The organism is Streptomyces phaeolivaceus, assembly GCF_009184865.1.
Lineage (GTDB): Bacteria > Actinomycetota > Actinomycetes > Streptomycetales > Streptomycetaceae > Streptomyces > Streptomyces phaeolivaceus.
Map to the genome: position 1 here is coordinate 3476030 of NZ_CP045096.1, position 17639 is coordinate 3493668.

Annotated in this window: 10 protein-coding genes; 7 read left to right on the forward strand and 3 right to left on the reverse strand. The window is 72.3% G+C overall.

Annotation, left to right across the window (positions count from 1 at the left end):
* The first annotated feature begins 7 nt into the window (after positions 1 to 7).
* From F9278_RS16335 to F9278_RS16365, 7 genes are all read left to right on the forward strand, one after another.
* Entirely contained in the window at positions 8 to 1549 is a 1542-nt protein-coding gene (locus F9278_RS16335; protein ID WP_152168999.1) for a hypothetical protein, read from the forward strand.
* Positions 1550 to 1598: 49 nt separating this feature from the next.
* Positions 1599 to 5630, forward strand: coding sequence for a type VII secretion protein EccCa (gene eccCa / locus F9278_RS16340; protein ID WP_152169000.1), 4032 nt, complete (start codon positions 1599 to 1601; stop codon positions 5628 to 5630).
* A complete protein-coding gene (locus F9278_RS16345) occupies positions 5627 to 7099 on the forward strand; it encodes a DUF6177 family protein (protein ID WP_152169001.1) in 1473 nt (490 codons plus the stop codon). Before eccCa ends, F9278_RS16345 begins: the two co-directional genes overlap by 4 nt.
* Before the next feature lie 128 nt (positions 7100 to 7227).
* Positions 7228 to 8382 (forward strand): ABC transporter substrate-binding protein, encoded by a 1155-nt coding sequence (locus tag F9278_RS16350; RefSeq protein WP_152169002.1) that lies wholly within the window; start codon positions 7228 to 7230, stop codon positions 8380 to 8382.
* Positions 8383 to 8431: 49 nt separating this feature from the next.
* Complete coding sequence (locus F9278_RS16355; RefSeq protein ID WP_152169003.1) at positions 8432 to 10204, forward strand: ABC transporter permease; 1773 nt, start codon at positions 8432 to 8434, stop codon at positions 10202 to 10204.
* Complete coding sequence (locus F9278_RS16360) at positions 10197 to 11324, forward strand: ABC transporter ATP-binding protein (protein ID WP_152169004.1); 1128 nt, start codon at positions 10197 to 10199, stop codon at positions 11322 to 11324. Before F9278_RS16355 ends, F9278_RS16360 begins: the two co-directional genes overlap by 8 nt.
* Before the next feature lie 105 nt (positions 11325 to 11429).
* A complete protein-coding gene (locus F9278_RS16365) occupies positions 11430 to 12125 on the forward strand; it encodes a hypothetical protein (protein ID WP_226966771.1) in 696 nt (231 codons plus the stop codon).
* 13 nt (positions 12126 to 12138) lie between these two features.
* Here the strand turns inward: F9278_RS16365 and F9278_RS16370 are convergent, their stop codons facing one another.
* The 3 genes from F9278_RS16370 to F9278_RS16380 form a co-directional block, all read right to left on the reverse strand.
* Entirely contained in the window at positions 12139 to 15648 is a 3510-nt protein-coding gene (locus F9278_RS16370; RefSeq protein ID WP_152169005.1) for a BTAD domain-containing putative transcriptional regulator, read from the reverse strand.
* Positions 15649 to 15910: 262 nt separating this feature from the next.
* On the reverse strand, positions 15911 to 16585 hold the full coding sequence (locus tag F9278_RS16375) for a hypothetical protein (protein WP_152169006.1): 675 nt from the start codon (positions 16583 to 16585) through the stop codon (positions 15911 to 15913).
* Positions 16586 to 16677: 92 nt separating this feature from the next.
* Positions 16678 to 17628 (reverse strand): sporulation-delaying protein SdpB family protein, encoded by a 951-nt coding sequence (locus tag F9278_RS16380; RefSeq protein ID WP_152169007.1) that lies wholly within the window; start codon positions 17626 to 17628, stop codon positions 16678 to 16680.
* Between the last annotated feature and the right edge of the window lie 11 nt (positions 17629 to 17639).

A 17639-nucleotide genomic window follows, 5' to 3' on the forward strand; every position in this document is an offset into this window, starting at 1 on the left:
GCCGCACATGGCGCAGTCAGGGGACGCAGGGGACTGGCAGCGGGACGTCCTGCGTGAGCTGGGCCGGCAGCAGGCGACGGACGGGGGCGCCGACGCCGCGTCCGGGCCACCGGCACCGCCTCGGCGGGCCGAGCCGACGCTGAGGCTGGTGCGGTCGGTGCCGGCGGAGGCGTCCGAGCCGCCGGGCAGGTCGGAGAGGACCGAGCCGCCGGGGTCCCCTCAGGAGGCCGGGGGCGACCCGGGCGCGCGACCGGCACCGGCCCACGGCCTGCCCGCCGGGCAGCCACCGGGGCGGGAGGCCGTCGCGCCGCCGTCGGTACTGCCCGCCGCGCAGGTGCCGGGCGTCGTAGGACCGCCCGTGACGTACGCGCCCGCCGTGGCCCCCCGCACGGGGCTGCCCCGGGCCGCCGCGCAGTCGTCGGGTGCGGCCGGTGATGCGCGGCGGCCGCAGACGGCCGGTGACACGGACCGGCCGGCGGAACCCGTCGGTCACCCCGCACCCGGCGCCGGGGCCGCGCCCGGCGCACCGGGCGCACCGGGGTCCGAGGCGCCCCCGGCCCCGGCATCCCCCGCCGCATCCCCCGCCGCCCCGGCCACCCGCGCCACCCACACCCCCCAGACCCCTCTGCGGGCCCCCGACGCCGTGCCCACCATCGATCCCCGGCTGGCGCACGCCCTCGGGCGGCCTCAGCACGGGGAGTCGGTGGCCCGTCGGACCGGGCGGTCGATCCGGAAGCTGGCCTCGTCGGCGGCGCGGGACGTGGCGGAGGAGACGCGGATCGCGCGGGAGTTGCAGCAGCCGGTGACGACGGGGCGGGTGATCGCCGTGACGTCGATCCGGGGCGGGGTCGGGAAGTCGACGACGGCCGCGCTGCTGGGGCGGACGTTCAACCACTACCGGCACGACCCGGTGCTGACGATGGAGGCGGACGCCACGCTGGGCACGCTGCCGGTGCGGATGGGCGCCGACTCGGTGCGCTGGACGGCGGCCGACCTCGCGCGGATCCTCAACCCGGCGATGCGGCTCACCGATGTCACCGGGTATCTGGTGCCGGTGTCCGACGGCGGCTGGCTGCTGCCCGGGAGCCAGGGCCGGGTCGGGGCCCCGCTGGACATCCGTACGTACCGCACGGTCACCCTCGCGCTGCGGCGCTACTTCGCGGTGACGGTGGTGGACTGCGAGACCCTGCCGGGCGAGGTGGCCCGGACGGCGATGGACACGGCCCACGCGCGCGTGGTCGTCGCCCCGATGACCGCCGAGGGGGTCAACGGCACCCGTCAGGTCCTGGACTGGCTCGGCCAGTTGCCGCACTCCGCGCTGGCCTCGACCGTCGTCGCGCTGACCGCGGGCTCCCCCGACCTCACGCTGGACCTGAGGACGGCGGTCGCCCACCTCAAGGAGGCGGGCGTCCATGTCGTCCCCCTCCCCTACGACCGCCATCTCGCCCAGGGCGGCCCCATCCGCACGGCCCTGCTCGGCCAGGAGACCCGGGAGGCGGCGATCACGCTCGCGGCCGAGGTGATGACCCGCGCGGTGAGGATGCGATGAGCCCTGCCCGCGTCGGAAAGATCGGAAAGACACGAGAAGGGGCCCGGTCGTGACCCAGCAGGTGATCCACCGGCCCGCGCGGAGCACCCGGCCGCTCCCGGCCACCGGTGCCCGGACGATCGAGCCGCCGCCCAACCTCCCGGAGGGCAAGGCGGGGACGTCGGCGACGGCGCTGCTGCCGATGGCCGGTGTCATGGGCTCGGTCGTGATGATGACCGTGATCCGGAACAGCCAGTTCGCGGCGCTCGGCGCGATCGTGCTGGTCTTCGCGCTGCTCGGCGCGGTTGCCCTCTTCCTCTCCCAGCGCGGCAAGGCCCAGCGCACCCGACGGACCCAGCGGGAACGGTATCTGGAGTATCTGGAGGAGCTGCGCGAGGAGTTCGGGGCCGACGAGCGGCAGCGGCGGCAGTTCGCGCGGGTGCTCGATCCGCCCCCGGAGGCACTGTACGACCTGGTGCGCGACCCCGCCCGGCTCTGGGAGCGGCGGCGGCGGGACGCGGACTTCCTGCGGGTGCGGGTCGGCACCGGTGACGTCCCGGTGGCGCATCTGGCCATCGGGCAGAACCAGGGCGGGGTGCTGACGCCGCCGGACCCGTTCATGCTGAACGAGGCGCGGGCGCTGCTGGCCCGGTACTCGGTCGCGGGCGGCTGCCCGATCACCGTGCCGTTGGACCGCGCGGGCAACGTCAGCGTGGTCGGTGACCGGGAGGGTGTGCTGCGGGTGGCCCGCGCGCTCCTCGTCCAGGTCGCCGTCACGCACGCCCCGGACGACGTGGCCATGGCACTCGGGGTGCCGGGCGAGCGGCTGGCGGACTGGGAGTGGGCGAAGTGGCTGCCGCATGTGCTGGACGCGCAGGAGCACGACGGTCCGGTGGCGGCCCGTCGGATCGCGCCGAGCCTGCCGCAGCTGGCCCGGCACTTCCGGCACGAGCTGGGCCGGCGTGCCTCGTACGCGGCGGAGGTGCGCCGGGGCCTCGCCGACCGCAAGGCGCTGAGGCTGGCGTCCCGCATGGTCGTGGTGAGCGACGAGTACGGGGAGACGGCCGCCGAACTGCCGCGTCCGGACACGGCGGTGGGGCTCGCGGACATGGGTGTCACGGTGCTGCATCTGCTGGAGGAGCAGGTGCACGAGCCCGATCAGGTGTCGGTGCGGATCACCGTGCGGGGCGATCGGGTGGTGGTGGAGGATCTCCGTGATCCGGACCCGCTCACGGTCGCGGAGCCGCACCCCGTCCCGGCCGCGCACGGCACCTGCGACCAGGTCACCGCCGCCGGTGCCGAGGGCCTCGCCCGGCTGCTGGCGCCGCTGCGGCTGTCCGCCGAGTCGGCCGCCGAGGGCGCCCCGGTCACCGGGCCCGTCGACTTCCCGGGCCTCCTCGGCATCGACGACCCGGCCGTGCTGAACCTGGCCGACCTGTGGGCGCCGCGCCGCGAGCGCGAGTTCCTGCGCGTCCCCATCGGCCTGACGGACCGCCATGAGCCGGTCCTCCTCGACCTCAAGGAGTCCTCCGAGCTGGGCATGGGCCCGCACGGGCTGTGCGTGGGCGCGACCGGCTCGGGCAAGAGCGAGTTGCTGCGCACCCTCGTGCTGGCGCTCGCCGCCACCCACTCCCCCGAGGATCTCGCGCTCGTCCTGGTCGACTACAAGGGCGGCGCGACCTTCGCCCCGTTCACCGAACTCCCGCACGTGGCCGGTGTGATCACCAACCTGGAGAACCAGGCGGGGCTGGTCGAGCGGGTGCACTCCAGCCTCGCGGGCGAGGTCAAGCGGCGGCAGCAGGTGCTGAAGGACGCGGGGAACGTGGCCGACATCGGGCACTACGCGGCGCTGCGCGCGACCCGGCGGCCCGATCTCGAACCGCTCCCGCATCTCTTCGTCGTGATCGACGAGTTCGGTGAACTCCTCACCGCCAAGCCGGACTTCATCGATCTGTTCCTGTCCATCGGAAGGATCGGCCGGTCCATCGGCGTCCATCTCCTGCTCTCCAGCCAGCGCATCGAGGGCGGCAAGCTCAAGGGGCTGGACACCTATCTGTCGTACCGGCTGGGGCTGCGCACCTTCTCCGCCGACGAGTCACGGACCGTGCTCGACACCACCGACGCCTTCCATCTGCCGCCGCTGCCGGGCTTCGGCTATCTGAAGGTGGACACCTCGACGTACGAGCGGTTCAAGGCGGGGTACGTGTCGGGCGCGTACCGGGGTCCCGCGCTGGTCGCGCAGGAGGACGACACGCCGCTGGCCTGGACGTATCCGACGTACAACACGCTCGACGGCACGCCCGGCGGCGGGTCGGCCGCGAGCGGGGCGGTCGACGAGCCGAAGGCGACCAAGCGGGAGACCGGGCCGACCGTGATGTCGGTGATGGTGGACCAACTCGCCTCCGCCACGCGGCCGGTGCGGCGGATCTGGCTGCCGCCGCTGCCGGACGCGATCACGCTGGACGCGGCGGCCGGGCCCGTCCGGGTGGATGAGCGAGGGCTTCGACTGGCGTCCGGGGAAGGCCCGTTGCGGGTGCCTCTCGGGGTGCTGGACGATCCGGCGAAGCAGTGGCAGGGGCACTGGGTGCTCGATCTGACGGTCGCGGGCGGGCACGCGGCGGTGATCGGCGGCCCGCAGTCCGGCAAGACGACACTGCTGCGGACGCTCGCGCTGTCGCTCGCCACGACCCACACCCCCGCCGAAGTCGCCATCTACGGCCTTGACTTGGTCGGTGGCGGACTCTCGGCCCTCTCCGGGCTGCCGCACGTCGGCGGGATCGCGGGCCGGGCCGACCGGGAGCGGGCCGCGCGGACGGTCGCCGAGGTCCGGACGATGCTGATCGAGCGGGAGGAGCTGTTCCGGGAGCACGGCATCGACTCGGTCGACCAGCTGCGGCGGCTGCGCGCCCAGGGAAAGCTGCGTGAGCTGGGCTCGACGGACATCGTGCTGCTCATCGACGGATTCGGGGCACTGCGCGACGAGTTCGCCGAGCTGGACGACACGGTCGTGGATCTGCTGAAGCGCGGGGGCGGGTACGGCATCCATGTCGTCGGCTCCATGCTGCGTTGGAACGACGTACGGATCGCGACGCAGTCGATGTTCGGGACACGGGTGGAGCTGCGGCTCAACGAGCCGAGCGATTCGAGCGTGGACCGCAAGCTCTCCGAGACGCTGTCGCCCGACACCCCGGGGCGGGTCCTGACCGACGGGAAGCTGTTCGCTCAGGCGGCCCTCCCCCGCCTCGACGGGCGGCCGTCGACGGGTGATCTCGGCCCGGCGCTGGAGGACGCGGCCCGGACGATACGGTCCACCTGGCACGGTGAACTGGCCGCGCCCGTAAGGGTGTTGCCGACCCGGCTGCCGTCCGATCGGCTGCCGTCGGTGGTCGCCGAGCCGCACCGGGTGCCGATAGGGGTGGACCAGGACGCCCTGGCGCCCGCCTTCCTGGACCTCTTCGGCCAGGACCAGCATCTGCTGATCCTCGGCGACAACGAGTGCGGCAAGACGAATCTGCTGAAGCTGGTCGCGGAGCGGCTCGTGGAGCGGTACTCGGACGAGGAGCTGGTCTTCGGTGTCTTCGACCCGAGGCGTGGACTGCGGGGTGTGATCCCGGAGCCGTACCGGGGCGGGTACGCGCACAACGCGAAGCTCGCGGCGGGGCTGGCGACGGGTATCGCGAGCGAGCTGGAGAAGCGGATGCCGCAGAGCGCCGACCCGGACGCGCTCACCGACGAGCCCGCGTTCGAGGGGCCCCGGATCGTGATCCTGGTCGACGACTACGACATCCTCACCACCGCCGGGCAGCAGCCGCTGTCGCCGTTCCTGCCCTATGTCTCGTCGGCGCAGGACATCGGGCTGCACTTCGTGATCACCCGGCGGGTGGCGGGCTCCTCCCGGGCGATGTACGAGCCGCTGCTGCAGACCCTGCGCGAGACCGGTACGGCCGCGCTGCTGATGACCGGTGAGCGGAGCGAGGGCCAGCTCTTCCCCGGCCTGTACGCCTCGGCGCAGCCGACCGGGCGCGGCACGCTGGTCCGCCGGGGCCGGGCCCACCAGCTGATCCAGACGGCACTCGACAGCGAGGAGGGCGACCGCCCGTGACCAAGGACGTCATCGCCCTCACCCCGAAGATGCCCGACGTCTGGGCCCTGATGACGAGTCTGTACGCGGGTGGCTCCGAGCTGGACCTGTCGGCGGCGGCCGAGGGCGCGGTGGTCCAGTTGCACGGGCCGGGCGGGCGTCCGCTGGTGTCCGTGGAGGCGCCGGTGCTGGTGCAGGTGCCCGGTGAGGCGGAGCGGCTGCTCGGGCAGGCCATGGAGACGCCGTTCTGGTGGACGGAGGCGCGGGCGTCCACGGCGGTGCCGGAGGCGGAGCGGCTCGCGGGGGTGGTGTGCGGGCGGCTCAACGCGCTGCTGGGCGGCGCCACCTGGCCGTCCGGGGCGGCGAGCACCGAGGTCGTGGACGTGTCCGCCGTGCCGTCGGCGGGGGCGGGGCAGCCGGCGGTGGACGTGGTGACCGAGCACGCGGCCGTCGTCCTCATCGACCGGCCGGTGGTGGCGCTGACCAGCTGGCTCGCGGAGATCATGCGTACGGCGGTGGCCTCCCGGCGCTCGCTCCAGATCGTCACGCCGCCCGGCGTACGTCTGACCCCGGCGGCCCGTACGACCCTCGCGCGCGTCCCCAACCGCTGGGTCGTCCAGGACCCGGAGTGCGGCTACTACGACGGGCTGTCGGGGGCGGTGCTGCGCTGGCGGGACGGGGCGTTCTCCCCCGCGTCGGCGGCGGACGGGACGACGGCGGTGGCCACCGCGTTCACCCGACCGAGCGGCGGCCCGGCAGACGGCTCGACCGGCGGCTCCGAGAGCGGCCCGGCGGGCGAGGAGGCTCCGGGGCGGCAGTTGGTCGTCGCCCTGCGTACCGTGCACCGGGCCGATGACCGGCTGCTGCTGGGCGGCGCGCTGGAGGCGGCCTGGAAGGCGCTGACGGGGGCGGCGCCGGCGGGCTGGGGCACCGCCGAGCCGGTCAACCTCCCTTGGTCGCCACGGCAGTTGACGGACCTGGCCCGGGAGCGGGCGCCCGAGCCCTCGCAGCTGATCGTGGTCGGCGCCCCGGAGCGGCCGGCGACGGCGACGGTCCGGGTGACGCGGACGACGAAGGGCGTGGAGGAGGACGCGGTCCTCACGCTCGGGTACACGGCCGGTGAGGAACCGCCGCTGGACCGGATCGAGGCGCTGGCCGACACCCTGGTCCGGGAGCACGGGCTGCGGACCATGCTGACCTCGGTGCGCGTGGCCCGCGCCGACCTCACGACCGCGCCCCGCCTCGAAGGCCCCCCGCTGCCCGCGACCTTCACCCTCGGCCCGGACGACGTCCACGCCATCGGCCTGGACCACGCCCGCCGCCCCCCGGTCGAGATCCGCCCCGAGCACCTGGGCCCGACGGCCCGCCCGGCCCTGCACTACCCCCTCGGCGACGGCACGGACACCGAGGCCTGGGGACGGCTCCAGCAGCTCACGGCCCATCTCAGGAGAGATCGTTCCCGGCCATCCGCACCCGCCCGGCAAGGGTGACTCGCGTCACTAACTCAACGACCAATACGAGCAGTACGAGCTCTGACGGATGAGGGATTTACCGGCCTGACCTGGGTCCCTAACCTCCCGGCAACAGCTGCCAGAAGGCACGCGCCAGGAGGAGAACCATGGCCAGATCAAGCCAGACCAGCACCCGACGCATCGTTGTCGCCGGGTGTGCCGCGACGCTCGCACTCGGCAGCCTGGCCGCCTGCGGCGGTGGTGACGGTGACGCGCCGAAGGTGGCGGAGAACAAGATCTCGGCGGGCCAGGTGCCGGACTACTACCCGGCGGACTACGCCGATCTGATCGCGGCGGCGGAGAAGGAGGGCGGCAAGCTCACCGTCTACTCGAACCTCGGCGACGAGAACATGGCGCCGATCGTCCGGGACTTCAAGAAGAAGTACGACTTCATCGAGACGGTCTCCGTCAACGAGCTGGACAGCGACGAGCTGTTCCAGAAGACGCTGTCGGAGAACGCGGCCGGGTCGTCCCCGGCGGATGTGCTGATCTCCAGCGCGGCGACGGCGTGGGCGGACTTCTCGGGCCGGAAGGACACGGTCCTGGAGTACGAGTCGCCCGAGCTGGAGGAGCTGGGCGCGAGCGCGGAGCTGCTGCCGAGCGTGTACTCGATGTCGCAGGACCCGATGACGATCGCGTACAACACCTCGCTGATGGAGACCCCGCCGACCACCCTGTCGGACTTCGCGAAGATCGTGACGTCGGACGAGGACACGTACAAGAACAAGGTGACGGTCCGCGACCCGGAGGGGTCCTTCGGGTTCACCGTGACCCGGGCGCTCACCGAGGGCAACCCGGAGGCCTGGGACGACCTGGAGAGGATCCTTCCGCTGACCCGCCCGGAGACCTCCTCCGGCACCCAGCTGGAGAAGATCGTCGCCGGTGAGTACACGGCCGGCTTCCTGATCAGCGCCTCCCCCGCCTACCCGGTGGTCGAGGACAGCGCCGGTCTGGTGAAGATCGTGTTCCCGAAGGACGGCACGGTCGTGCTGCCGCGCGGTCTCGGTATCGCCGCCGAGGCGCCGCACCCGGCGACCTCGAAGCTCTTCCTGGACTTCGCCCTCTCCGACGAGGGTCAGCGCGCGGTCGCCGAGGGCGGGCTCGCCTCGTACCGCGAGGGTGTGAAGGGCGAGGGCCTGCACACGTACCAGGAGGTCGTGGACGCGGTCGGCGAGGAGAACATCATCCACGTCAAGTACGAGCCGGTCTCCAAGGAGGACTCCGCGGCCTGGCTGGAGCGCTTCGACGGACTCCGTAAGTAGCCGGACTCCGTAGGCAGGCAGCTTTCAAGGACGATCGGAGTCAGTTCAGATGTCAACCCTCACCCAGCCACCCCGCACCCCGGCGGACGAGACACCCGCGGAGACCTTCCAGCCGCCGCGCTACCGCCGCCTCTTCGGCATCGGACGGGACACGGTCGTCCAGTACGCGGTCCTGGCGTTCCTCGCCGTCCTGGTGCTGGCCCCGATCGTCCCGACCCTCTACCAGAGCATCCGCAACCGCCCGCTCTACGAGGCGGGCGGGGCGTTCACCCTCAGCGGCTACACCGACCTCTTCACCAAGGCCGGCTTCGGCGAAGTCGCCCTGAACACCCTGCTGTTCGCGTCGCTGACCACGGTTCTGAGCCTCGCCATCGCGATCCCGATGGCCATCGTGGTCGTCCGCACGAAGCTGCCCGGCGGGCGGCTGATCGCGCTCGCCATGCAGTGGCCGTTCTTCATCTCGTCGCTGATCCTGGGCTTCGGCTGGATCATCATGTACGGCCCGGCCGGGTTCGTCAGCGTCAAGGTGCAGCAGCTCTTCGGCGGGGTGCCGTGGAACCTGTACTCGATCCCCGGGATGGCGCTCACGGAGGCGGTGGCGCTCGCCCCGATCGCGTACGTCTTCTGCGCCAACGCGCTGCGGCAGTCGGACGCCTCGCTGGAGTCGGCCGCGCAGGTCTGCGGGGCGGGGCCCTTCCGGATCCTCGCCCAGGTGATCGTGCCGCTGCTGCGGCCCCCGATCGTCTACAGCGCGATCCTGGTCTTCTCCGTCTCCATCGAGACACTGAGCGTGCCGCTGCTGTACGGCCAGCCGGTCAGCATCGACGTCTTCTCGACTTTCCTCTACCACAACGGACTTCAGTCGGTGGACCCCGACTACACGATGCTGGGCGCCGCCTCCACCGTGATCCTCGTCGTCACGCTGAGCCTGGTGGCCGTGCAGGCGAAGCTGCTGAAGGACGCGGCCCGGTTCGTGTCCGTGCGCGGCAAGGTGACCCGGCCGCGCAAGCTGGACCTGGGCTGGCTGAAGTGGGTCAGCATCGCGTGCATCTGGTTCTACGTGATCGTCGGCGCGCTCGTCCCGATCGCGGGTCTGGTGATGCGGTCCTTCACGCTCGTCTTCACACCGCTGCAGTCGCCGTTCAGGACGGTGACGACGAAGAACTACGAGATCGTCTTCGACTCCGACAACTACGTGCAGTCGCTGTACAACAGCATGATCGTGGCCGGTGTCGGCTCGGTGGTCGTCAGCGCGCTGGCCGTGTTCGCGGTGATGGTGGCCCGGCGGTCGACGTTCCGGTGGGGCCGGGCGGTGGAGTATCTGGCCCTCATCCCGCAGTCGCTGCCCGGCATCATCATCGGTATCGGCTTCTTCTGGGCCTTCGCGCTGGCGCCCTTCGGGATGGGTTCGGTCCTCCAGGGCACGATCTACGCCGTCATCATCGCCTTCGGGATGCGGGCCCTGCCCAGCGCGTTCGGCTCGGTCGCGCCGGCGATCATGCAGATCGGCGGGGAGCTGGACAACGCGGCCCGGGTGTCGGGGGCCGACTGGCTGATGACCTTCTTCCGGGTCCTGCGGGCCCTGATCACGCCGGCGTTCGCGGGAGCGCTGATCCTCACCTTCGTGATCATGCTCAAGGAGTACTCCCCGGCCGTCTTCCTCTCCTCGGCCGACAACAACATCCTCGGCACCACCATGCTCAGTCTGTGGACGCAGGGCAGGGCCGGATCCGTCGCCGCGCTGGCCACCCTCCAGATCGGCATCACCGCGGTCTTCGTCGCACTCGCGGGACTGCTCATGAAGGGAAAGCACCATGCCTGAGGTGACCGTCAAGAACCTCGCCAAGACCTTCGGCGACAACTCCGTGCTGCGGGACGTCACGTTCACCATCAAGGACGGCGAGTTCTTCACGCTGCTCGGCGCGAGCGGCTGCGGCAAGTCGACGACGCTCAACTGCATCGCGGGACTTGAGCAACCGACCGAGGGTTCGATCGCGGTGGGTGGCAGACCGTTCGTGGACGCGGGGGCGGGGATCTTCCTCCCGCCCGAGGAGCGCAACCTCGGCATGGTCTTCCAGTCGTACGCGCTGTGGCCGCACATGACCATCGCGAAGAACCTGGCCCTCCCCCTCGACATCCGCAAGGTGCCCAAGGACAAGCAGAGGACGCTGATCCACGACGCCCTGGACAAGGTGGGGCTGGCCGCGCTCAGCGGTCGCTATCCGCACCAGCTCTCCGGCGGCCAGCAGCAACGCGTCGCGCTGGCAAGGGCGTTGGTGTACTCGCCGACGGTCCTGCTGCTGGACGAGCCGCTGTCGAACCTGGACGCCAAGCTGCGCGAGCAGGCCCGTGCGTGGCTGAAGCGGCTCCAGGAGGAGCTGGGCATCACCACCGTGTACGTCACCCACGACCAGGACGAGGCCCTCGCGCTCAGCGACCGGATCGCCGTGATGGAGGGCGGCAACATGATCCAGATCGGCACCCCGCACGAGATCTACGAGAAGCCGGCCGCGCCCGCCGTCGCCGCGTTCGTCGGCCGCTGCAACTTCCTCACCGGCAAGGTGGTGAGCGTGGACGGCACCCGGCACACCGTGCTCCTCGACGCGAGCGGCGAGGTCGTCCGGGTCGACAGCGACACCCGCGTCCCGACCGGCGACTCCGTCACGGTCGCCGTCCGCCCCGAGCGCCTGGAGGTCGTCGCCTCCGCCGAGACCCCGGCCGGGGTGAACCGGCTCGACACCCAGGTCATCACCAGCTCCTACGTCGGCTCCCGCTACGAGTACGACGTCCGCCTCGGCGACCAGGTGGTCCAGGTGCTGAGCGGCAACGCAGGGCTGGCCGGTGACGTCGCCCTGGTCTTCGACCCGGGACACGCGCTGCTGTACGCCGACCGCGTCGAACTGCCGGAGGACCAGAGGGACTTGCTGACGGTGACGTCGTAACCCGCCGAGCCGCGCCTCGCTGCCGGGACCCGGCAGCGAGGCGCAAAGGGATGCTGCCCGACAACTCCGTTGTCTGCCCGGTCGACGCCGCGTGAAGCTGTGGCCATGAGGATCGGCGCGTCGCTGCTCACGCTGTCCCTGGTCCCGCTGCTGGTCTGTCTCTGGGTGTTCACCGTGTGGCTGCCCGAGGACATGGACCGGTACGAGGCGTACGGGGCGGCCGAGCCGTGCGCCGCCGGGGCCCCGGCGGCGGAGTGGGAGGAGTGTCTGCGCACGGTCTCCTTCACCGTCGACGGCACCCGCAACACCCAGAGCAGGACCCGCAGTCACGAGGCCACCCTGTCCGGCGCCCCCTTCTGGAACGGCGCCGTGTCGTTCGGTGACCCGGACCCGCTGCTGGAGCGACTGCGGCCCGGGGACCGGGTCACCGGCACCGTCTGGCGCGGAGACGTCACCGTGCTCGCCCGCGGGGACGTCCGGCAGAGCACGTCCGCGGAGCCCCGCGACGAATTCCAGATGACGGCGGCGGTCGGCACACTCGCGGGGCTGCTGGCGGCCCTGGCGTTCTGGCTCGGCACGACGCGGCTGACCGGTCCGCGGGACCGCGAGCACCGCACCTGGGCCCGGTACGGCAAACCCCTGCTCATCGCGCTGCTCACCGCGTGCTTCGGCGTGGGGCTGCCGTTCGCCCGGCTCGGCCTCCCGTGGTGGCTCGTGCCCACGCTCGTCGCCCCCGCCATGGTGTACACGGCCCGGCAGCTCCACCGGTACCGGCGGTCGCAGGGGGCGGTGGCCGAGTAGGGGGCCGGGCCGGTCAGTGGAGTGGGGCCGGGATGCGCAGGGTGCGGAGGATCCGCCGGGCCTCCTCGCGGTGATGGGCCGCGGTCTCCGCGCCGCCGGTCTCCCCGCCGGTGTCCTCGACGGCCCGGCCGAGGAGGTCCAACGCCTGGGCCTCGCCCTTGCGGTGGCCGGTGGTGCGGTGCAGGGCGAGGGCCTCATGGGCGTGGGCGGCGGCGACCGCCGGTTCGCCGTGGCCCAGGGCGGCGCGGGCCAGGACGAGCAGGGCCTCGCCCTCCACGAGGACGTACTCCGCGCGGCGGGCGAGGGCCAGGGCGCGGCCCGCCAGTTCGCGGTCCGGCGGGTCGGGCAGGGACGCCAGACCGAGCAGGGCGCGGGCCTCCAGGTCGTACGCGCCGTGCTCGCGCGCCTGCTTCAACGCCTCCCGGTAGACCTGCGCCGCCTCACCGCGTCGGCCTGAGGCGAGCAGGATGCCGCCGAGCGTGATCCGGGCGCCGGCGCGGTAGTAGTCGTGGCCGTTCTGGTCGCTCAACTCGGTTGCGGTGACGGCCAGTTCGTGGGCAGCGGTGAGGTCGCCGAGGTCGCGGTGGACGGAGGCCTTCAACCGCAGTACGTACGCCTCGCTGCCCACGTCGCCGTCGTCCTGGGACATCGACAGGGCCGTCTCCAGATGGTGTGCCGCCCGGCGGTGATCGCCGAGCAGCTGCCGGGTGCGTGCGAGGTCGGCCTCCCGGTGGATCCGGTTGTGCCGGGAGTCCAGGTCCGGCGCCAGGCGCTCGGCCCGCAGCAGGCAGTCCAGTGACTCGGCCAGCCGGCCCATGTCCGCCAGTACGTTGGCGAGTTGGCCCAGGACCACCGGGTGACCGTCCGGCAGGCCGCCCCGCCGGTCGACCTCCATGGCCTGTTCCAGGTGCTCGGCGCTGCGCCGCGGCCGACCGCTGAGCCGGGTGGCCATGCCGAGGTTGGTGTGCGCGGTGGCGGCGCCCTCCAGCGAACCGGCGGCTTCGGCGAGGGCGAGCAGCCGCTCGAAGTGGACGATCGCCCTTTCGGGGTGGCCCTGCTGGATCTGTGTGTTGCCGAGCAGGTTGTGCACGGCGCCCTGGGCCAGCGGCTGTTCGGCGGACAGGGCGGCGGACAGGGCGGCCTCCGCCAGAGCCGTCCAGTCCACGGCGAGCTTGCGGGTCCAGGAGTGGCCGCGCAGGGCGTCGGCGAGCAGCCAGGAGGCCGGATGGTTCTCGGCGGCGGCCTGGTGGACGACCGCGGCGATGTTGGCCAGTTCGGTGTCCAGCCAGCGGATCGCCGCCGGGGCGTCGGGGATCTCCGCCGAGGCCGCCGCGGCATCGGCGCCGCCGCCCTCACCCCGGGGAAGCAGGCGCTGCTGCCCGGGGGCGAGCAGCTGGGCGCAGTGGTCCACCACTGCCACCAGCCAGTCGTACAGCCGTCTCCGGGCGGCCCTGCGGTCGGACTCGGGCTCCGTGTCGCGCAGTCGTTCGGCGGCGTACAGCGCGACCAGGTCGTGGCAGCGGTACCGGCCGGGCCGGTGTTCGCGCAGCAGATGGGCGGCGGTGAGCCTCCGCAGGAGCGCGGCGGCCTCCCCGGGGGTGGTGCCCGCGACGACCGCGGCGGCCCGGAGTCCGGTCTCCGGTCCGGGCAGCAGCGCCAGCACGCGGAACATCCGCCGGACGGGGGCGTCGAGGGCGTAGTACGAGTGGTCGAAGGCGGCCCGTACGGCGGTGGACCGGTCGCCGGTGACGGAGAGGGCGGTGAGCCGGTCGCCCTCGCTCAGTTCGTCGGCCTGTTCCCGCAGGGTGCGTACGGGGCTGTCGCCGAGGTTGGCGGCGGTGATCCGCAGGGCCAGCGGGAGGTGTCCGCAGGCGCGGGCGAGGTCGGCCGCGGCGCGTGGGTCGGCGTCGACGCGGGCCCTGCCGAGGGTGCGGACGAGCAGCAGCCGGGACTCCTCGGCGCTGAGCACGTCCAGCGCGATACGGCGGGCCCCGTCGCGGGCGGCCAGTCCGGCGAGCCGGTCGCGGCTGGTGACCAGGACCAGACAGCCGGGGCCGCCGGGCAACAGGGGTCTGATCTGCTCCGGGTCGGCGGCGTTGTCCAGGACGACCAGCATCCGGCGTCCGGCGGCCAGGGTGCGGTACAGGTCGGCGGCGGCCTCGGGCGCGCCGGGGACGCGTTCCGGGGCCACGCCCAGCGCGAGCAGGAACCGGGCCAGTGCCTCGACGGGCCGCAGCGGGGCGCCCTGGGCGTGGCCGCGCAGGTCCACGAAGAGCTGGCCGTCGGGGAAGCGGTCGCGCACCCGGTGCGCCCAGTGAACCGCCAGCGCGGTCTTGCCCGCCCCGGCGACACCGGTGAGGGCACCGATCACACTGCCCCGGCCGGGTCCCGGCCCGACCTCGTCGAGCAGGGCGTCGAGGCGGGCGAGGTGGTCCGTACGGCCGGTGAAGTACGCGGCGTCGTACGGGAGGAGGGCCGGGACGGGAGCGGGCGCGGGCGCCGGGGCGGCGGGGGCCGGTGACATGGGGGCGCGGGTGGTGGCGGTGGAGGCACGCGGGAGATCCATGCGCAGGACGCGCAGCTGGGCGTCGGTCAGCTCCGGCCCGGGGCGTACGCCGAGCTGGTCGTCGAGTCGGTCGCGCAACGCCGTGTACAGGCCGAGGGCCGCCGCCTGCTCGCCGGAGGCGGCGAGCGCCAGCATCAGCCGGGCGTGGACCCCTTCGTGCAGGGGCTCCAGGTCGGCGGCTCGGCGGAGTTCGCGTACGGCGTTGTCCGTCGTCCCGGCGGCCAGGGCGCGGTCCGCGTACGTCCGGAGCACCGACAGGCGCAGCCGGGCGAGGGTGACGGCCGAGGGGTGTTCACGCAGCCGGGACGGCATGTCCTGGAGGATCGCGCCGCGCCACAGCCGCAGCGCCGACTCGGCCCGGGTGTACACCTCGTCCGTGCCCTTGCCCGTGCCCGTGCCCTCGGGCGGGGTGGCCAGGGTGGTGAACTCCGCCGCGTCCGACCGGTGTTCGTCCAGGTCCAGCAGATAGCCGGACCGGGTACGGCGCAGTACGCCCCCGGCGGTGTCCCCGGGACGGGCCGCCGGGGCGAGCAGGCGGCGCAGCCGGGCCACGTACGTGTGGACCATGTTCACGGAGCTGGCGGGCGGACGGCCGTCCCACAGCACCTCCACGATCTCGTCCAGGGACACGGGTGCGCCGGGGTGGAGGCCGAGCAGGGCCAGCAGGCTGCTCTGCTTCGCGGCGCCGGGCGGGGTGGGCCGGTCCGCCACGTGGAGGGTGAGTGGGCCGAGGACGCCGAGCCGGAGCGGTGGCGCGTCCCGGTCCCCCGGCCCGCCGTCCGGTCCCAGTGCCGCGAGCAGTCTGCGGACGGAGGGGCTGTACGAGGACCCGGCCCGGCCGTGCTCGATCTCCCGGATGCTGCGGACACTGACTCCGGCGAGTTCCGCCAGCCGGGGCTGGCTCAGCCCCAGCCGCGTCCGACGCTCGCGAAGCCAGGCCCCCAGCTGCTCAGGCATGCGCCCCTGCTTCTCCTTGCTGTCCCCCCGCCGCGGGACTCCGGCGGCGGCCTCACCGGGCGGAACCTCCCGCCACGGATGGATGACAGTACGTGTGCGTACCGTCGCCCGGAGAGCTCCTTCTCCGCCAACAACCGTCCAAAAAGCTCCGCAACGAAACGCCCTGATGACATGTCAACTCCCCTCTGTCATAGGTGACTTGTGCTCAAAAAATCACCGCCTCCGCCCGGACTGGCCGGGCGGAGGCGGTGCGCGATGCGGGCTACTTCGCAGCGAGGGTCTTGGTGATGACCGCCACGGCCTCTTCGGTCGCCAGGTTGTGGGCGCCTTCCTCGACATCCGCCATCTGGAACGTGATCACGACCACCCGGGTCTTGTCGAGTTGCTTGACCACGTCCAGGGCCATGATCCTGTCGACGACATTGACGGAGGCCATGTCGAAGATCGGGAGATCCATGTGGTCGGAGAGGGTGTCGTCGATGACGACCGCGCCGTTGCCGGTTCCCAGGTCCTTCTGCCCCTCGACGGCTTCCTGGGCGAGGGTCCGGGACATGGTGTCCAGCCGCTCCAGCCCCTTGCGGACCCGGTAGGGATCACCCGAGGTGACCTCCGCGCGGAACTCCTCGGCGAACGCCGGCTCCTTGAGGGAGGCCAGTTCCAGAAAGGCGGCCACAGCCGAAGCATTCGCCCCGACCGCCTGCCCCTTGGGCACCAGCACCGCCTTCGGATGCTCCTTGGCCACGACCCCCTCACCCATGAACCCCAGGATGATCTCCTCCGCCGAATACCCCGACGACCGCTCACCCTCCTGGGCCGACCGCACCGACTGCGCCGACGCCCACGACATACCCGCCGTACCCGTCGACGCGGCCACCCCCACAGCCACCGCGAGCGCCACCGCCCGCGCCCCCACAACCAGACCTCTGCTCTTGCGCATGAATCCTCATCTCATCTCGGCTCGGCGGCCGTACGCCACGGAGCACGTGAATGCGGACATGGAAAACCGGACAGCCGGGAGCCGAACGCTCCTCAGCCGGGGACGAGGGACTTGTCCCGCACCGGGGCGTCGCGCGCGTCGTCGTCGTGATCTCCGCGCCGTGCTTTTCGCCCCGCGAACCGGAAAAGGTCGAGGCTCGTGGTCGGCACCTGGTAGGCGATGACCAAAGCACCGAACATGATGAACGCGAAACTGAAAAGGCCCATGAAGAGCGCGATTCCCGCGTGGAGCGTGATTCCCAGCCAGAACGTCTTCCGGCGCACCTCCGCTTTCCAGAAGAGCGAGAACGCCAGGGTGAGTTCCATGACGAGGACTCCCCAGGTGAGAGCGGCGACCGTGTAACCGTTCTCCAGCAAGGGCTGCATCGCGGGTTTCCAGAGCGGCAGGAGACCGAAGGACGGATCGTTGAGCCAGTAGGCGAGCGCGGTACCGTCGGCCCACTCCGCGACGCCGAACTTCGCCACCGACGACTGGAAGTAGATCCCGGCCACCTGGATGCGAATCGCCCAATGGGTGACGTAGCAAAAAGCCGCGGCGGAACCACTCAGGCTCTTCGAGCCGCCCTTGGTGCTCCAGTGCCAGGTCCTGTCGTCCACCAGCCCGAAGGGCACGATGGCCAGCGTGAGGATCACCGCGACCGTGTCTCCGCCGTCGGGCAGGCTGAGCGAGGAGACGACGCTGAACGCGACCCACCAGTGCGGTATCACCCAGAAGCGCGGCCTCCAGCCGATCATCACGGGGATCAGCACGGCTGCCAGCAGACAGCGGCGCACATCCAGACCCAGCGCGTCCCCGCCGACGCAGAACCCCGAGATCGCGGACAGGCCGTCGCAGTACGGGGCGTCCTTCGTACCGGCGACGGGATGGAACAGGGCCGCGGCCGGTGTGAGGGTCAGTGTGGCGAACATCCCCACGGCGATCAGGGTGCGCATCAATCCGTACACATTGGTGCGCGGGTCGAATCGTTCGGCGGCTTCGGGCACCGCGGGCATTT